The sequence below is a fragment of the Turicimonas sp. TL08 genome (genome assembly GCF_054660695.1).
Window position 1 is genome coordinate 36,785 of the sequence record NZ_BAAGDP010000017.1, and the last position, 19,170, is coordinate 55,954.

Genomic DNA, 19,170 nt, shown 5'->3' on the forward strand with positions numbered 1-19,170 from the left:
GGGATTCAAATGACAAAAAAAGTTGCTGTTTTAGCCGGTGACGGTATCGGCAGTGAAATCATGGCGCAGGCCTTAAAAGTGCTGAAAGCTCTTGATCTGGATTTAACCTATGAAGAGGCTTTGGTTGGAGGCGTAGCTTACGCAGCTTACGGTCATCCGCTTCCGGAATCCACATTGAAACTTGCCAAAGAGAGCGATGCGGTATTGTTCGGTGCTGTCGGGGATTTCAAATACGATAACCTCGAACGTCATTTAAGACCGGAGCAAGCCATTCTTGGTTTAAGAAAAGCCCTCGGACTTTTCGTTAATCTACGTCCTGCCGTTTGCTATAAAGAATTGACCTACGCTTCCAGTCTGAAACCTGAACTGGTTTCCGGCCTTGATCTTTTGATCGTCAGAGAACTGACCGGAGACGTTTATTTCGGTCAACCAAGAGGCAGAAGAAAGAGCCCCGACGGATTGTTCGCAGGAAGCGAAGAGGGCTTCGACACAATGCGCTACTCCGAGCCTGAAGTCGAAAGAATCGCTCATGTTGCTTTCAAGGCTGCTCAAGGCCGCAGCAAGCACTTAACCAGTGTTGATAAAGCCAACGTATTGGAAACCAGCCAGCTTTGGCGCGACACAATGAACCGTGTTGCTAAAGAATATCCGGACGTCACTTTGGAGCATATGTATGTAGATAATGCCGCTATGCAGTTGGTTCGAGCTCCTAAGAAGCTCGATGTATTGGTGACAGGCAACTTGTTCGGCGACATTCTGTCTGATGAGGCTGCCATGCTTACCGGTTCTATCGGCATGCTCGCTTCTGCAGCTTTAAATGAAAAGAAACAGGGTTTGTTTGAGCCTTCTCATGGTTCGGCACCGGATATTGCCGGCCAGAATATTGCAAATCCTCTAGCTCAAATTTTGTCAGCGGCCATGATGCTCCGCTATTCTTTAGATATGCCTGAAGCTGCCGACAAGATTGAAAACGCCGTTAAGAAGGTGTTGGCCGAGGGCTATCGTACAGGTGATATTTGGAGCGAAGGCTGCAAGAAAGTTACTTGTTCCGAAATGGGTGATGCAGTAGTGGCTGCTTTACAGTAATTAAAAACTCAAATTAGTAAATCTCTCGGAGGTTATCGATGTTGAAATTAGGGATGGTAGGTTGGCGAGGAATGGTTGGTTCCGTCCTCATGGACAGAATGATGGCTGAAAAAGACTTTGACTATGTCAGCACAACATTCTTCTCAACAAGTAATGCAGGCGGCAAAGCTCCGGATGTACCTAATGCTGATCCTGTTTTGAAAGATGCCGGTGATTTGGACGCTTTGGCAGCATGTGACGTGGTTATCACATGCCAAGGCGGTGATTGGACAAAAGAGCACTTCGGCAAGCTGAGAGAAAAAGGCTGGAACGGCTACTGGATTGATGCTGCAAGCACACTCCGCATGGAAAAAGACGCCATCATTGTTCTTGATCCTGTCAATATGGACGTTATCCAAAAAGGCTTGGAGTCCGGTGTTAAAAATTATGTCGGCGGCAATTGCACAGTTAGCTTGCTTTTGATGGCTTTGGATGGTCTTATTCAAGCTGATTTGATCGAATGGATTACATCCATGACATATCAGGCCGCCAGCGGTGCAGGTGCTCCGAACATGCGTGAACTTCTCAAACAGATGGGAGATTTGTACGGAGTCGTAGCTGACGATTTGCAGGATCCGCGTTCTGCCATTTTGGCTATCGACAGAAAAGTCACTGAAGAAATGAGAAGCCCGGAATTTCCGGTTAAGGCCTTCGGAGTTCCTCTTGCCGGAAGCTTGATTCCATGGATTGACAGAGAAGTAGAACATGGTCAGAGCCGTGAAGAATGGAAGGGCGGAGCTGAAGCCAACAAGATTTTAGGTCTTCCGGCTATCGGCGAAAAAGGCTGCTTGCCAATCGACGGTCTTTGCGTTCGCGTTGGTTCCATGCGTTGCCACTCTCAGGCTTTAACAATTAAGTTGAAGAAAGACATCTCCTGCGAAGAAATTGAAAAGATTCTGGCCGGTGCCAATCAGTGGGTTAAAGTTATTCCTAATCATAAGGAAGAAACTATTCACGAACTTACGCCGGCTAAAGTCTCCGGAACGCTTTCCGTTCCAATCGGCCGTATCCATAAGCTCAACATCGGACCTGAGTATGTTACCGCTTTTACTGTCGGCGACCAGCTCTTGTGGGGTGCTGCTGAACCGCTCCGCCGCATGCTGAGAATTCTTGTTGACTTCAAGAAAGCCTAAACATGAGAGTTGCCCTGGGGCTGGAGTATGACGGGAGATTCTTCGAAGGTTGGCAAACCCAACCTTCAGGAAGAACAGTCCAAGACCATCTCCAGGAAGCCATTTTTAAATTTACCGGTGAAAAGGTAAATGCCGTCTGTGCCGGAAGAACTGATGCGAAAGTACATGCTTCCGGTCAGGTTGTTCATATTGACACCGAATGCAAGAGAAATGATTTCTCTTGGGTTCGGGGTCTCAATTCTTATTTAGAACCTACTGTAGCGGTGCGTTGGGCACAATATGTGCCGGAAAGTTTTCATGCGAGATTTTCTGCCGTTTCCCGCACCTACCAATATTGGATTTCTAATGAGCCTGTCCGTTCTCCTTTATTGGCGGGAAGAACAGGATGGGTTTTCCGTCCGCTTGATGAAGAAAAAATGCAGGAGGGAGCTAATTACCTTCTAGGCGAACATGATTTTTCTAGTTTCAGAGCTGCAGGATGTCAGTCCAAAACTCCTATTAAAACAGTCAACTTTATAAACATTGAGAGAAGAGGACGGTTTATTAAAGTTGAACTCCAAGCCAATGCCTTCCTCTACCATATGGTTAGAAACATTGTTGGTTGTTTGGTATACATCGGGTCTGGCGCTAGAAATCCTGAATGGATGGCAGAAGTGCTTGCCGCCAAAAAAAGAGAAAAAGCCGCGCCTACATTTTTTCCATCCGGTTTATATCTGACCGGTGTCGGATATCCCGAAGAGTTTAAGCTTCCTCAGTACGGCGCTTCCCCATTCTAAGTTAAGAAAGTAAGCAAAAAACGCAAAGCACAGCTTGCCTGCTTGCGATAAAATTCGGGAAATTGTTTTGGATTTGAACATGAGTTGGATTGATAAATTTCTTCCTCCAAAGATTAAGCGTACCGACGGAGAAACCGGTAAGAAAGACATGCCTACCGGCGTCTGGATTAAGTGTTCGGACTGCGGAGCCACTTTGTACGCTCAAGAATTAAAAGAAAATCTCAATGTTTGCCCGAAGTGCAATCATCACATGCGCATTAACGCCAGAGAGCGCTTGGATTTCCTGTTGGACAAAGAGGGAAGAACTGAGATTGGCTCAGAGGTTCAGCCTTTAGATCCGCTTCGTTTCAATGACAGCAAGAAATATACAGATCGTGTAAAACAGGCTAAGGCTAAGAGCAATGAGACGGATGCTTTGGTTGTCATGAGCGGTTATATGAACAACATTCCCGTTGTTGCTGCGGTTTTTGAATTTGATTTCATGGCCGGCTCTATGGGTTCCGTTGTTGGAGAAAGATTTGTCCGAGGCGTACAGGAAGCCATTCGCCGTAAGTGTGCTTTCGTCTGCTTTACTGCAACCGGGGGTGCCCGCATGCAGGAAGGTTTGTTCTCTCTGATGCAGATGGCTAAGACAACTGACATGATTGCCCGTCTGGCCAATGAAAAACTGCCTTTTATTTCAGTTTTAACCGACCCAACCATGGGCGGCGTATCAGCAAGTTTTGCTTTCATGGGCGATATCGTCATGGCTGAACCGAAGGCTTTGATTGGTTTTGCAGGGCCGCGTGTTATTGAACAGACTGTCAGAGAAAAACTTCCGGAGGGCTTCCAGCGTTCCGAATTCTTACAAGAAAAAGGTGCAATCGATATGATTGTTCACCGTAAAGATTTAAAAGAAGAGATTTCTAAGCTTATCGCTCTTTTGCAAAAAGAGTCTATAGACGTATTGGAATAATTTTATGCCGCCTTGTAGGCGGTTTTTTATTTATGCAAACATTAGAACAATGGCTCTCGTTCATTGAGCATCTTCATTCCAAGACCATAGATATGGGATTGGAACGAATGAATAAGATGATTAAGAAAATGGACATCAAGTTTGATGTTCCGGTTTTTACGGTCGGAGGTACCAACGGCAAAGGATCGATCTGTTCTTACCTCGAACATATCCTTCAAGCACAGGGTTACAAAGTCGGGGTTCACACTTCTCCCCATTTAATTCGTTTTAATGAAAGAGCTAAAGTCAACGGACAATACGTTGCAGATGAAGAATTCTGCAAATACTTTGAAGAAGTTGAAAAAGCCAGAGGCAAATTGACGCTTTCTTACTTCGAATACACCTTGTTGGCTATTCTGAAGCTTTTTCAAGAAAAACATCTCGATGCGGTAATTTTGGAGATTGGCTTGGGCGGTCGTTTGGACGCTGTTAATACTGTTGATCCGACTGTTTCAATTATTGCCAGCATAGGCATAGACCACACAGCATATCTAGGAAATACCCGTGAAGAAATAGCTTGGGACAAAGCTCACATCTATCGTCATGACAAACCTGCGATTTGCGGAGACAAAAATCCTCCGGAGACTTTGATTTCTTATGCAAAAGAAGTAGGCGCATTGCTGGAAATTAACGGTAAAGATTTTGAAGGAACCAAGACCGGTGATAATTCCTGGAACTATGTCGGTCCCAAATGGAAGCTTAATAATTTGCCTCTTCCCTCTATGAAGGGTATATACCAGATTAATAATGCATCAGCTGCTTTGGCAGCCCTTGAAGCCGTTGAAGATCAAATTAAAGTTGATCGAAGCAGTATCGAAACCGGCTTGAAAACAGCCCTTTTGTCCGGTCGATTCCAGAAAATTCAGAGCAAACCGGAAATTATTGTTGACGTGGGACATAACCCGCATGCTGCTGTTCAGCTTGCCGAGACTTTAAAAGCCAATCCGATTGGAGGGAAAACCTATGCAGTCTTTGGAATGCTTTCCGACAAAGACAGAGAAAAGGTTTGCGCCATTATGGGAACTTGTGCCGACTGTTGGATGGTTTGCGATTTGCCTGGAGAACGAGGAGGAAAAGCGGAAGATTTGCAAAAATATTTGATAAAAGAAGGAGTTACGGACGATCAAATAAAAATTTTTGCAAATGTTGAAGATGGTCTCCAAAATGCGCTTAAGACTGCCCGGAGCGCTGATAGAATACTCGTGTTTGGTTCTTTTGTGACGGTTAGTGCAGCGCTTACCGCCTTAAAAGTTCCTGTGTTGTAAGAAGGTCAATGGAAAGAAGTTAAATGGGTCTGTTTTCTAAATTCAGCAAAAAGCCCGATGAGCCGCAAACTCATGAAGAACCGGGGATGAGCGGAAGTCTTAACAGCGATGCTGTCAATAAAGAATTCGCAGGTAGGGAGCCTGGTTTTAACCAGCCCAAAAATCCCCTAAATTCAACTACTCAGATTCTGAGAACCAGTCCGGCTGAAACTCAAAATCAGCCTGCTTTTTCTGAATCCAAATCCGAGACCAGTTTTCTTTCTTCCGGCCCCAGAGGAGATGCCGGGCAGCCTCCCGTTCCGCCGGCTTCTCCCTCTCAGGAAGTACCTTTGTCAGCACCTAAAGAATTCGTCCCGACTCCAAGAAAGGTTTTCCCTGAACAGAAGCCGAGCAAAGAGACAACTGAACAAATCAATTCTTCTCAAGAACAGTACAGACAGATTAAAAGAATTCGGGCCCGCCGCAGACTCATCGGTGCGGTAATGCTTTTAGCTTTAGTTGTGGTTACAGTTCCTTTCTTATTTGATAAGGAGCCTCCACCCCCGACAGTAACTATTCCACTTAGAATACCGAGCCAAAATAGTGTGGATGTGGCCAGCATTCAGGTTCCCGGCAGTTCAGCTGCAGTAACATCCGCTGTTGTTCCTTCTTCTGAGGACAAGGCGGCCAAGCCTGCTGTTCCAACTGATGCTGGGACTGCGAAACCTGCTTCTTCTAAGCAAAATCCTCCTGCTCAAGCAAGTAAGAAGGACGAGAAAACTCCACAAAAAGCAGATAAGGGTCAGCAGAAACCTGAAAAGAGTGAAGCTAAAAAACAGGATGCTAAGAAAGATCAGCCGAAGGCTAAGTCTCAAGAAACTGCAAAACCTGCAGCTGCAGCGAAGGGCAGTTATTATGTTCAGGTTGCAGCTATTTCTAATGAAGCACGAGCCAAAGAATTGCTTAAGAAGATTCAAGGGGCAGGAATTCCGGGATATGTTGAGCCGGTTGCTGTTAAGAACGGTAAAATTTGGCGTGTTCGAGCTGGTAACTTCCCGACCAGCAAAGCTGCTGAGGATGCAAGAGCTCGTGTTGGTCTGTTAGGATTAACAGGAAAAGTTGGTCAAATTAAATAATCTATGAGTGAACTCGACTGGGTTTTAGCCGTAATTATTCTCATCTCGACGATCATCGGAGTTTCCCGCGGAATGGTGCGGGAAATTTTTGCACTGATTGGTTGGGTCGCTGCATTTTTTGTCTCTTTGTATTATGCAGGAGACGTTGCACAGATGCTGCCATTGGAGACGGTCGGACCGATGCTGAAGATGTTTTTAGCAGTGGTTCTTATTGTCATTGCCTGCGTTTTTGCTGCAGGCCTGATTGGTAAGCTTCTGAGACATATTTTGTCCTCAATTTCAATTGGGGCAGAGGACAGACTTTTAGGGTGTCTGTTCGGTTTTTTAAGGGGACTCTTGATCGTAGGATTGCTAGTCTATCTGGGAGGTTCGACGGAGTTCGTATCCAAACAGATTTGGTGGAAAGACTCGAACTTGGTTCCCTACGTAGAGAAAGGTATTGTTCTTTTCTCTCCGTATATCCCTAAAGAATTGTTTAATTTACAGAAATAATTTAATCCTTAATCTCGGAGAAAAGTATGTGCGGCATTGTTGCCCTGTATTCATCAAGTCCTGTTAATCAGAGACTTTACGATGCATTACTGCTCTTACAGCATAGAGGACAGGATGCGGCCGGTATTTGTACTGTTGATGGCCGAACATTTCATATGCATAAAGCCATGGGTCTGGTTCGTGATGTATTTAGAACCAGAAACATGCGTGATTTGCTCGGCAACTGCGGTATCGGTCAGGTTCGCTATCCTACGCAAGGCAATGCAGGTTCTAACAACGAATCTCAGCCATTCTATGTGAACGCTCCATATGGCCTGGTGATGGCTCATAACGGCAATCTCACCAACGCAGAGACCCTGCTGTGGGAGCTTTACGATCACGATCGCCGTCATATCAACACCACCAGCGATTCGGAAGTATTGCTCAATGTTTTTGCCAATGAACTTCAATTAGCAACTCAAGGCAAGCACCTTGATGAAGATTGTCTTTTTGATGCAATTAAGTCCATGCACAAGAGACTTAAAGGTTCTTATGCCGTTGTATGCATGATTTCCGGTCATGGGTTGGTTGCCTTCCGTGATCCACACGGTCTGCGTCCTTTATGCATCGGCACTAACACAGCCGAAGACGGAACCACGGAATATATGGTAGCCAGTGAATCCGTTGCCCTCGAAGGCAGCGAATTTAAGCTTCTTCGCGACGTTGAACCGGGCGAAGCTATTTGGATTGATGAAAAAGGAAACTTTCATTCCAGACAGTGTGCCGAAGACGTCAATATGGCTCCGTGCATTTTTGAGTATGTTTATCTTGCCCGTCCTGACTCTACGATTGACGGTATTTCCGTTTATGCAGCAAGACTTCGTCTGGGAGAAAAATTAGCGGAAGAAATCAAGAAAACGATTCCATTGGACGAAATCGACGTTGTAATGCCGATTCCGGACTCTTCCAGACCTGCAGCTGCCCAGTTAGCTAAGGTTTTAGGACTGGAATATCGTGAAGGCTTCATTAAGAACCGTTATGTTGGCCGCACCTTCATTATGCCTGGTCAGGCTATCCGCAAGAAGAGCGTTCGTCAGAAGCTCAATGCAATGCCGGTTGAATTCAAAGATAAGAGAGTTCTTCTTGTTGATGATTCCATCGTACGCGGAACGACAATCACTGAAATTGTGAAAATGGCCCGTCAGAGCGGTGCAAGAAAGGTTTATGTTGCCAGCGGTGCGCCACCGGTTCGTTTCCCGAACGTATACGGCATTGACATGCCGACCACAAATGAGCTGATCGCCGGCAATGGCAAAGATGTTGAATCCATCAGAAAAGAAATCGGAGCGGATGCTTTGGTTTATCAGACAATTGAAGGAATGAGGGAAGCCGTCGGCGGTTTGAATCCTGCAGTTCCTGACTTTGATTGCTCTTGTTTTGATGGAAGATACGTTACCGGTGATGTCTCTCCTGCTTATCTGAACTTCATCGAAGGACAGAGAAAAGCAGCTAAAGAAGCAAAGAAGAAAGCTGAAAAAGAAGCCGAAAAAGAAGAATAGACTTCCATAAAATATTTAATGAAGGCGTTTGGAGAAAATCCGACGCCTTTTCTTTTCACGGAAAGCTCTGATTAAGCATGGAGACAAAGTCCGTTCTCCTAGCCAGAGGCTGCTGGACATCTATTTTTCAGAAGAGTGCGTCAAAGTTCTCACGAGTTCTGAGGTCAGTTCTTTTGTCCAAAAAACACTTAGATCTGAATATCTTGATTTTTATTTCTTTATAAAGCAGCAAAACCTTTTAGTGTTTTTGATCGGGAAAAAAGTTCGCGTTCTACACTTTTTAAAGTTCAGAAACTCTTTTTTAGGCGCGTACTTGCGCTGTGAATAAAGCGTTATTTTTCAAATAATTAATGACTGAATGGAATTCTGTGTTGACCATTATGGTGTACCTCCAATGGAAGGAAGGACATTATGAGAAATAATTAACATAATTGTTACAAACGGGGCAGAAGGGCCCTACGTTTAAAGGCGGTGTTATTGTGAAAGAATATAGAAGACAACTCGCTCTTTTTGGAATGACGGTACTCGTTGCAGCCAGCCTGGTCGGATGCGATGACAAAAAAGCTCAAACAGAAACTCATAGAGCATCCCCGGTGCAAGTTTTAGAAGTAATCCGGCAGGATGTACCCGCGGATCTAACCTTCGTTGCGAAGACGGAAAGCTCTCGTGCCGTAGAGATTTACAGCCGTGTTTCCGGTTTTTTAGATAAGAGACTTTATCGTGAAGGCGGAATGGTTCAGAAAGGTCAGGTTCTTTTTGTTCTGGATAAACAGCCGTTTGAAGTACAGCTGAAAGAAGCTGAAGCAGCCTTGGATTCCAGCAAAGCTGCCCATTTAGTGGCAAAGCAGAACTTAGACCGTATTCGTCCTTTGGCTAAGTTAAAAGCTCTGAGCCAGTCCGATTTAGACAGCGCTGAAGGCCAGTTCCAAACGACACTTGCTCAGATTTCAAATGCTCAGGCACAAGTTGAGTCTGCGAAGCTCAATCTTTCCTACTGTACCATTACTTCACCGGTAAGCGGTTACGCGGGATCCGCTCTGCAGACCGACGGAACGTATATCAACACTGGCAATTCACATTTGACCACTGTGTATGCTATGTCGCCGATGTGGGTGACATTTTCAATGTCAGAAAACCAAGAGGCAAAATTGAGTAAGGAAGTCGCCGATGGGATCATGAAGGTTCCTGCAAATGACAGGTTCATTGCAGAAGTTGAATTGGCAGGAGGTCAGATTTACAAATATCCGGGCCGTTTAACATTTGCGAGCCCTGACTATAATCCAAATACCGGGACTTTTGAAATTAGAGCATCTTTTCCAAATCCGGATAATATCTTGAAACCTCAACAGTATGTCCGGTTGATCGTAAAAGGTGCCACGTATCCAAACTCTATCATTGTTCCTCAAATTGCCGTCCAGCAAGGCGGCAAAGGACATTTTGTTTGGGTCATTAATTCAGAAGGCAGAGCACAATACCGTCCTGTTACCGTCGGTTCTTGGATTGGCAGTAACTGGTTAATTACAAACGGTCTTGAAGCCGGAGACAAGGTGGTTACCGAGGGCGTCTTGACTCTTGGCCCGGATGCTCCAGTCACTATCGTCCAAAGCACGAAGCAAGAAAAAATCAGTCGCCCCGTACAGGATCAGGTTGCAAAGAATATGCCTGAATTCGTTCAGGATCCAGACCAGTTGATTCAAACGGATCCTTTAACCGGTAATTTGACATCTTCATCCAGTACGGCATCTAAGAATCCTGTGAAAGCTGCTCCTGAAAAAGAAATCGAGGAAAAAGCAGCTCCTTCTCCAACCAAGAAGTAAACCTAGGAGGAGAGTATGTTTTCTAATTTCTTTATTAAACGGCCGATATTTGCGATCGTCGTTTCGATCGTGATTGTGCTGGCCGGTTTGCTTTCGATGAAAGAGCTGCCGGTTGAACAATACCCGAATATGAGTCCGGTCCAAATTATGGTTACCGGTGTTTATCCGGGAGCCGATGCGGAAACTGTTGCACAGACGGTTGCTGCCCCAATCGAGACGCAGATTAACGGTGTGGATAACATGATTTATATGACGAGTTCAAGCTCGTCCTCAGGTGCATGTGCCATTACCGTTTATTTTGCTATCGGAACCGATCCGGACATGGCTCAGGTTCAAGTTCAGAACCGCGTCAATATCGCACAGCCGAATTTGCCGGAAAGCGTTATCACCAACGGTTTGACGGTTGAAAAGCGTTCTGATTCTATTTTGATGTTGGTCGGTATTTACGGCACCGACGGCCGTTATACCCGTGACTACATTAACAACTATGCCAATGTCTATGTTCTCGATGCTCTGAAGAGAGTGCCGGGTGCGGGTCAGTCCCAGGTGATGGGTACTGCTGATCAGGCCATGAGAATTTGGCTGAATCCGGACAGAATGGCTTCTTTAGGCATTACAACTACAGATGTTGCGAATGCAGTCAGAACGGAAAACCAAAGATTTGCAGCCGGCAACGTTGGTGCATCTCCATCAGAACCGGGAACAGTTCAAACTTTCCCTATTATTGCTCCTTCTCCTTCAACCGATGTTTCCGGCTATGAAAACATCGTTGTCAGAAGCGAAAGCGAAGGAAGCGCAATTGTTAGAGTTAAAGACGTAGCGGATGTCTCTTTAGGCATGAAGAGTTATCAAGTCAACACTAACATGAATGGCTTGCCGACTACCTTTATTGCTATTTACTCACAGCCTGGCGCTAATGCTTTGGATGTGGCTGATGGTGTGTACAAAGCACTCGAAAATCTGAAGAGTCAGTTCCCCGACGGTATCGACTATAAGATCGCTGTAGATACCACCGATTTCGTCAGAATTTCTATCGACGAAGTTATTAAGACCTTGTTCGAAGCGGTTTTGCTCGTTGTCGCCGTTATTTATTTGTTCCTTCAGAGCTTCAAATCTACTGCTATTGCATGTTCCGCTATCGTAGTGGCTTTGACCGGAACATTTATCGGTATGCTGCTTCTGGATTTCTCCATCAATATTCTGACGTTATTCGGGTTGGTGCTGGCGATTGGATTGGTGGTTGACGATGCCATTGTGGTGGTGGAAAACGTCGAACGTAACATGAGCGACTTCGCCATGAACCCGATCGACGCAACCGAAACCGCTATGGCCGAAGTTTCCGGACCTATCATAGCGACCGTGTTAGTGCTGGCCAGTGTGTTCGTTCCTGCTGCTTTTATGGGAGGGACGACCGGAATGTTGTACAAACAGTTCGCTATTACCATCGCCATCTCCGTGACGATTTCCGGTTTTGTGGCTTTGACCCTGACTCCTGCACTTTGTGTTGCTTTGCTTACTCACAGACAGCCTCCTACAAAGGGTTTCTTCCATTGGTTCAATAATTTCTTCATCAGAATTACCAAAGCTTATGGAAGATGGACTAAAGCCTTGTTCCGTCACACTATGATTGTTTTGGCATGTATGGCCATCATCTTTTTGGCTATTTATCAGATGTTCCGTGTAGTGCCGACAAGTTTCGTTCCGGCTGAAGACCAGGGCTATGTGATGGCTGCCATTATCATGCCGAATTCGTCAAGCTTGGAAAGAACTACATCTGTTCTGGAAAAGATAGAAAACAATATTAAGGATGTACCGGGCGTACAAACATCAAATGCCATTTCCGGATTCTCCTTGATTGACGGCGGATTCAAAACAAGTGCCGGTACATTTTTCATGACTTTGAAGCCGTTCTCAGACCGTTATAAGAATTCTGAGACAGCGCGTAAAGAGAGTTCGGATGCTATTGTCGCGGAACTTGCCAGAATCGGTATGACCTCACAGCTTGACGGTTTGGTAGTTCCATTGAATCCTCCGGCTATTCCAGGCTTAGGCAATACCGGCGGTTTTGAATTCTGGATTTCCGATACCGCGGGTGGATCGGCTAAACAGCTTCAGGAAGTATTGGATAAGTACCTCCAAGAAGCCAAGAAACGTCCGGAACTGACAGGTTTGACCTCTACTTATTCTGCATCTAACCAGCAGCTTAAGATTAACTACGACCGAGACAAAGCGCAGTTGCTTGGACTGACATCTGCTGATGTGTTCGATACATTACAGGCTCAGTTCGGCAGTGCCATTGTCAGCCAGTTCAGTCAGTATTCTCGGGTATGGTTCGTTATTGTCCAGTCTGCTCCCGAATTCCGAGTAAAACCGGATGACGTCGGCAAACTCTATGTTAGAAATGCCAGCGGAGATATGATTCCGCTGTCCTCAGTCATAACGACTGAATACACTAACGGTCCGACGCTGCTTCCTCACTACAACGGTTTCCCGGCAGCTCAGATTATCGGTAATACAGCCCCAGGGTATTCTTCCGGACAAGGTATGGCTGCCATGGAAGAGGTTGCCGATCAGGTTCTTCCAATGGGATACAAATACGGGTGGACCGGCATCAGCTATGAACAGCAATCTGCAGGTTCATCGTCTGCGATTGTGTTTGGTTTCGGTTTGCTTCTTGTATTCTTAGTGCTGGCAGCTCAGTATGAAAGCTGGGCACTTCCGGGCTCAGTTATTTTGGCAGTTCCATTCGGCGTTATCGGTGCTCTGCTTGCAACTTGGATGCGAGGATTAGACAACGACGTTTACTTCCAAATCGGTATGCTGGTCATGATTGGCTTGGCGGCGAAGAACGCTATTTTGATTGTTGAATTCGCTGTTGAACTGAGAAACAAAGGGTTGGATCTTTTGACCGCAGCTATTGACGCCGGTGAGATTCGTTTCCGCCCGATTATCATGACCTCTCTAGCTTTTATCGGCGGTACGCTTCCTCTGGCTTTGGCTACAGGTGCAGGGGCTGCCTCAAGACACTCTATCGGTACGGGTATTGTCGGCGGCATGATTGGCGTTTCCTCTTTGGCGTTACTCTTCGTCCCAATTTTCTATATTTGGTTTGAAGGGTGGGCTGAAAAGAGAGGAGGAAAGTCTGCTGTTAAGACGGCCGCTAAGCTGTCTAAGCGCGGCATTTCTATGACTGAAAAACTACGCCGTGCCATCTTAAGAAGAGACGGAAGCTTGTACGATCCGAAGGCTACCGTCGCTGTTTCTCCGGAAGGACAGGTCACGATTACTAATTCTCCGGGCTTTAATCCAGCAACTATTCGAGATGCGGATTACGGTGTGCCGGGAGGAGACGTTGACACAGTTCCTGCCACTCCGGAAAAGACTTCCGCTAAGGATGAGAAAAAGCCGGAAGACTCTGAGAAAAAAGAACCTTCTTTCAAAGACCCAGAGTCTGCGGGCAAAACTTCATCAACCGTTCAGGAAAACAAGGATAAATGATGAAAATTAGATTAATCGCATTGATGTCATTGGCCGGTGTGATTGCGCTGAGCGGTTGCACGGTTGGACCGGACTACAAGAGACCGACGTTGGATGTTCCTCTTGAGTATCGGCAGATCAGTAAAGAAGTTGAAGATAATGCTCAGTGGCTCACCGCACGCTGGTGGACTCAGTATCAGGATCCTGCGATTGATGCTCTTGTTTCAAGCGCTATTAAAAACAACAGGACGCTGCAGCAGACTATGTCGAACGTAGAGAAAGCGGCTGCAGCAGTCACCGTTGCTAGAGCAGATTTGTTCCCGCAGTTGAATTATCAGGGCGATGCGATGCGTCAGCGCCAGAGTATCAACACTGCTATGGGTGAAGCTCTCCAAGGGAAACCTTTCAGCACGAAAGAAGTCTTGGCCAGTGCATCATGGGAAATCGACCTGTGGGGTAAAATCCGCAGAAAAACTGAAAGTGCTACGGCAACTCTAAGGTCTATGGAAGCCGCACATAAGGCTGCGTTGTCCTCGGTCATTACGTCTGTCGTCACCACTTATCTCAGCATTTTGACAGTAGACGAACAGCTGGAAGTCGCAAAAGAGACAGCCAACAGTTATTATCAGACCTATAGCTTGTTCAAAGTTCGTGCTACTCACGGCAATGTATCTGATATGGAAGTTGCTCAAGCAAAGAGTCAATGGCAGAGCGCTAAAGTTGAGATTCCGGTTTTGCAGCAGTCCAGAGTTGAGCTCATGAACTCTCTTTCTATTCTGACTGGAGTAGACGTAGGTGATATGCCTAAGTTCAAAAGGTTAAGAGCCTTGAAGGTTCCGGCAATAGGGAAAGGAATTCCGAGCAAACTGCTGACTGAGCGGCCGGATATTGTTGAGGCAGAAGAAAATCTGAAAGCGGCAAATGCTGATATCGGAGCCGCGAGGGCGATGTATTTTCCGTCAATATCTCTCTCCGGCGGTTTGGGATTCTCTAGTGAAGAACTTCATGATTTGGTTAAATCTCCTTCAAGGGTTTGGTCTGTCGGCGGCAACATAACCGGTCCTATTTTCCATTGGGGCGCTGTGGAAGCAGGTGTAAAACAGGCAGAAGCTCAGCAAAAAGGGTTAGTGGCTGCATATCGTTTAGCAGTGTCTCAGGCCTTTGCCGATGTTGATAATGCCCTGAGTAAACGCCAGAAGGCCCTGCAGGAGCTTAAAGACAGAACTGGCTTGGTGGCTAGTTTGAAGGAGTACAAGAGATTAGCAACTGCTCAGTACCAAGAAGGCTACACCGGCTACTTTACTGTATTGCAGGCTGAGCAATCTCTGCTTCCTCAGCAGCTTCAGCTCGCGCAAGTTAGAGCCAATACATTAAGCTCTATTGCATCGATTTATCAATCTTTAGGCGGCGGATGGATTGATTTAGCTCTTCAAGAGGAAAGACAAGCAATTGCAGATTTGGAAAGAGAAGAGCAACTGAAGAAAGAAATTCAAGAAGCATCTCCTGAAGAAAGAGAAGAAAACTCAATGATGTAAAACTCAGCGAGAGTAAAAGAGGTCATGCTGGCGGCGTGGCCTTTTTGTTTTGTTTAGCTCAACTGGGAATAGGAAGGTGGAATAAAAAAATTCTCCGGATCCGTCAAAGATCCGGAGAGGCAAGATGCGGTTGACCAGGAGCCAAAATAGACATAGGAGGAAAAAATTCTTGACTCACTACCGTTTGATTTGCCAAAACGCCGTTTCTCTTCTCTGAAACGACGATAAGTAACTGCTTCTACGACCTTGGTAGAGTATTCCTTTTGAGAAAGTAATTCAAACTAAATTTGCAAAAATTGTTAACTTGGATTTCTTTGATAACTATTTGAAAATAAATTAAATATTTATCATTCATAGTTGGGTGTAGGAGAAATTTTCGACAACAAAAAAGCCTCTTCGGACTTGCAGAAGAGGCGCAATGTAAAAAGTATGGTTATCTTGTAGCCGAATCTTTATCTTTGATTTCAGCTATCTCACCATTATCGGTCTCCAGGCTTGTTCTGTACGGTTCCTTATTGGAGACTTTCTGAATTAAATAGTTTGCTTTAATACGGCAATCTTTAATGAAGAAGAGGGCTCTGTTAAAAGTCGCTTTGACTTCTGCTAACAATGCTTTTGACTTCTCAGAAAGTAATTGTTGAGTTGAACTTTCTGAGGTGGATATTTCTTTGCTATCTAGAGTTAAGCGGATTTCATCGATCGAGCGGAGGTAATCTTTGTAATTATCCAGATAGAAAGCTAGAGCATGAGAAAAATTGTTGCCTAACATTCCTGAGAGGAAGAGACGAGAGACTTCTTTATACTCGGACAAGAGCCGCTGGAATCGGACGTAAATCAATCTTTCTTCCGGTGTCATTCTTTTCAACTGGGTTAAGAAAGCCTGTCTTGCACATGGCTGGTAGTACCACATGTACATCAAGTCCAGAGAGATGATGAAGCACTCTATTTCCAGCGAAGGAGCTTTAGCTGATAGCATTCGGACGAATTCTGACGGTTTCTTCATGAGCTGAAGAATGTCTTTCTCCGGAAAAGACAGCTCCAGATGAGTGAAACATGAGAATAAGGAACTAACGGCCATTGAAAAGTCGCTTGTTCTTAGTCTGTAGTTATTTCTTCTGTCGGCAAAGCTTTCGATGACGCCTGCCACGGTATCTGAAGCGAACTTGGAAACGATGGCAGCAGCCGGAACCAAGATAGCGGCAGCTGACATACCTGTAATCACAGGAAGAATCATGGCCAGGATCACGTTATAGACCATGGCTACCGGAATTGCCAAAATGCTGCGGAAAAGGTTTCCGACGACAGCCGTTTTAGGAAAACCTCGGAATATATTGTGCGAAGAAATATAAAGTCCGTTAGCAAGCGCAATGATTGAGAAAACAAGTAACGGCGCTTTATCTACCGTAATGCCGAGAATATGGCCTAACAGAACATTTCTTGTAAATCCTTCTAGCAGCACGACTGACAGGCCGGTATACATTAGGGAATCACTAATGCGTGACCAATTAATCAGTTGTCTCCAATCAATCCGAGCGCCTTTTTGGAATCCGCCTCCGGAGATAATTGCTTGGATAATATTCCGAATACCCGTGATGCTGAACCAAATTAATGCCCCGAACCAAGCCAAGACCCACCAGTTCTGCGTAAGCATAAAGGTAAGAAACGCCGGTAGGAACCCCAAAGTAACTTTAATTACATTGAGTACAGTTGTATTCATATACGCGAATGGAGCTGCGCGAGTCTCTTTTTTGGCTTCTTTTGATTCATTAGGAACAAAGCCATTTTTTAAGGGGTCAGTTCTTCCGCCTAATGTGATGATGTTGCCATCATCAGAAATATAAGTATTTGCGTAACTGGCCTTCCAATCTCTTTTTCTTTTTAGCCCGAAACAAAGCCAGCCCATAGAATGTCTGATCCATTTTTGCAGTTTGGACTGATGAAGAGGTTCCTCATAAATATCGGAGAAGGAGAGGGGGACGCTCAACGGAAGTTTTATCGGGTTGAGTTTGCCTTTCTTTCCAATGAGTTTTTGAGCACTTCTGGGAAGAGTCTCCGGCACTGCCAAGCCCATGCCGAATCTGGTCCCGAGTGAGTTTGTGGAGTCGGTTCCGAAACGGCTTCCGAGAGCTTCTTTGCTGTAGAAGTTAATCAGTTTGGGGATGTTTTGAAGGATTTCGTTGAGCTTTGCAAACAACTGAGCATCATGCTTGATATCTTCTCTCTGTAGAAGTTTGAGAATAATATGCTTGATTTTTAAAACATTTTTTTGATTGATGGCAGCTTGAAGGTCATTGATCTCTTCTAGATGGGTGAGTCTGCCGTTCAGCCAATCTTTAAGGTTGAAGACTTCTAAGTGTGTAATTAATCCTTTGTTATCCCATAAAAGTTCAAGTACGTCCTTAGCCTCTAAGAAGCTGGTGAGGAGAGTGACTCGTGAATTGGGCCTAAGCTTCTTGAGAGCGCACAAGAACTCCTCAATCGTATATTTGAGAAAATCGGGCCTGTCGTCGTCCTGAGGAACAATCAAGTTAGGAATATCGGGATTCTGTTTAGGATGTATCCAACGCAGATAAATTGTCTGTGGAGAAAGGGCATCAAGTTTATCTAATTCTTCCCGGAGCAGTTCCTTTTTATCTTGGTCAACTGTTTCCATTTCTTCCTTGATCGCATCTGCCTTTGCCGTAAGCAAAGGAAGAAGAGAGATATGGGCAAACTCTGCTAAGTGCACCAAGGATATTTGGGAACTTGCAATGAAGTTCATGAAGTTCTGTTCATCTAACTCAAATTCAGGTAGTTTGTATTCAGAGCAAATTGAAGGAACATGGACCTGATTGAAGTGATGCAGTGTTTTGATAACCTGTTTGGAGGCCCATTCTTCCGCTTTTCTTCCTTTTTCAAGAAATACTCTGGTTTTAGGATCCTGCAAAAACTCCATAACGCTGTGAGGCCCGGTAAATCCTCTCGGCGTCCAAATAAATTCAACATATTTCCCGTTATGTACGGCTTTGAGCTTGATGCCGATGCGTACGGTAATTCCCATGATGGAAGCTGCTTCCATCAATTCAAAGGCGACATTCGGATCAATAAAGTTGTAATAGACAACGGACAATCTTCTGATGCCTTTAACTCTGGCATCCATAACGAGATAGGTAGGATTTTTTCTGCCGCGGGTTGAGGAATCGTGGACGTGATCATCCAACGTCTTTTGGTTCCATTCTTCCGGCATTTCCAACAAGAAATACTTGGTCAGATAATGGCGGACAATTCTTGGATTGCCAGCGGCTGCCTTTTGGAAGTCATGGATTAGTTTTAACTGTTCTTCATCATTTCCGCGAGCTCTCACAAGATCTTTCATGATCTGGATGAGTACGCGTGAGGTATTGAACTTAAACGAAGTCTGAGCACTGTAGACAACTTCGTTATGCAAAGTTTTTAATGCTGCCAGGCGTTCTCTAGAACCATCGTTGTTTCCCAATCTCTCCAAAAGATTAATCACAGCCAAAGCCATTCTGACCTCGTGCGTGTCCACCATGTTTTGGATGCCGTGAGGATGGAGAGAAGTAGACAAGACTTCTTTTTCTGCAGACGTGGAAAGACCGTTGTCCAACACGTCATTAATCATTTTTAATAGTTCTCTGTCTTTTTTATCAAATTGGATAGAGGCGTGCATTTTTTTCTCTTTCTATTAATGCTTTTATTGTACTAGAGCACGTTGGGAGCCAATTTCCTGAAAGGGATTTCACGGATGAAAACAAAAAGTTAAGCCTGATTTTCAAATCGAGTAGAGGGTTGGGTTGCCCCGTCCCCCTCTCACAGCACCCACCGTACGGTTCCGTAGTGGGCGCTTCACTAACAAATCGCCATAAAGCGGAGAGAATACAACCCTAATCTGGCAAAACGGCG

The 19,170-nt window shown here is 45.2% G+C and carries 12 protein-coding genes; 11 read left to right on the forward strand and 1 reads right to left on the reverse strand.

Features of this window, described 5'->3' with window-relative positions; genetic code table 11:
• Positions 1–9 precede the first annotated feature (9 nt).
• The 11 genes from leuB (at position 10) to ACYQ4O_RS09370 (ending at position 15,267) form a co-directional block, all read left to right on the forward strand.
• Positions 10–1,086, forward strand: coding sequence for a 3-isopropylmalate dehydrogenase (leuB, locus tag ACYQ4O_RS09320; RefSeq protein ID WP_460175435.1), 1,077 nt, complete (start codon positions 10–12; stop codon positions 1,084–1,086).
• 41 nt (positions 1,087–1,127) lie between these two features.
• On the forward strand, positions 1,128–2,258 hold the full coding sequence (gene asd / locus ACYQ4O_RS09325; protein ID WP_460175444.1) for an aspartate-semialdehyde dehydrogenase: 1,131 nt from the start codon (positions 1,128–1,130) through the stop codon (positions 2,256–2,258).
• A 2-nt stretch (positions 2,259–2,260) separates the two neighbouring features.
• Entirely contained in the window at positions 2,261–3,034 is a 774-nt protein-coding gene (truA, locus tag ACYQ4O_RS09330) for a tRNA pseudouridine(38-40) synthase TruA (RefSeq protein WP_460175436.1), read from the forward strand.
• Positions 3,035–3,113: 79 nt separating this feature from the next.
• Entirely contained in the window at positions 3,114–3,989 is an 876-nt protein-coding gene (gene accD, locus ACYQ4O_RS09335) for an acetyl-CoA carboxylase, carboxyltransferase subunit beta (RefSeq protein ID WP_308513996.1), read from the forward strand.
• A gap of 32 nt (positions 3,990–4,021) precedes the next feature.
• Complete coding sequence (folC, locus tag ACYQ4O_RS09340) at positions 4,022–5,293, forward strand: bifunctional tetrahydrofolate synthase/dihydrofolate synthase (RefSeq protein ID WP_460175437.1); 1,272 nt, start codon at positions 4,022–4,024, stop codon at positions 5,291–5,293.
• 23 nt (positions 5,294–5,316) lie between these two features.
• Positions 5,317–6,408: an SPOR domain-containing protein gene (locus ACYQ4O_RS09345; protein WP_460175438.1), complete on the forward strand. Its 1,092-nt coding sequence runs from the start codon at positions 5,317–5,319 to the stop codon at positions 6,406–6,408.
• Between the two features lie 3 nt (positions 6,409–6,411).
• A complete protein-coding gene (locus tag ACYQ4O_RS09350; protein ID WP_308513999.1) occupies positions 6,412–6,900 on the forward strand; it encodes a CvpA family protein in 489 nt (162 codons plus the stop codon).
• Between the two features lie 26 nt (positions 6,901–6,926).
• Positions 6,927–8,438: an amidophosphoribosyltransferase gene (purF, locus tag ACYQ4O_RS09355; RefSeq protein WP_308514000.1), complete on the forward strand. Its 1,512-nt coding sequence runs from the start codon at positions 6,927–6,929 to the stop codon at positions 8,436–8,438.
• A gap of 515 nt (positions 8,439–8,953) precedes the next feature.
• Positions 8,954–10,255 (forward strand): efflux RND transporter periplasmic adaptor subunit, encoded by a 1,302-nt coding sequence (locus tag ACYQ4O_RS09360; protein ID WP_460175439.1) that lies wholly within the window; start codon positions 8,954–8,956, stop codon positions 10,253–10,255.
• 15 nt (positions 10,256–10,270) lie between these two features.
• On the forward strand, positions 10,271–13,753 hold the full coding sequence (locus ACYQ4O_RS09365) for an efflux RND transporter permease subunit (RefSeq protein ID WP_460175440.1): 3,483 nt from the start codon (positions 10,271–10,273) through the stop codon (positions 13,751–13,753).
• Positions 13,753–15,267 carry an efflux transporter outer membrane subunit gene (locus tag ACYQ4O_RS09370; protein WP_460175441.1) on the forward strand — a complete coding sequence of 505 codons (1,515 nt, stop codon included), beginning with the start codon at positions 13,753–13,755 and terminating at the stop codon, positions 15,265–15,267. Before ACYQ4O_RS09365 ends, ACYQ4O_RS09370 begins: the two co-directional genes overlap by 1 nt.
• 433 nt (positions 15,268–15,700) lie before the next feature.
• On the opposite strand, the gene ACYQ4O_RS09375 is transcribed toward ACYQ4O_RS09370, so the two are convergent.
• Positions 15,701–18,937, reverse strand: a complete 3,237-nt coding sequence (locus ACYQ4O_RS09375; RefSeq protein WP_460175442.1) for a hypothetical protein — start codon at positions 18,935–18,937, stop codon at positions 15,701–15,703.
• Between the last annotated feature and the right edge of the window lie 233 nt (positions 18,938–19,170).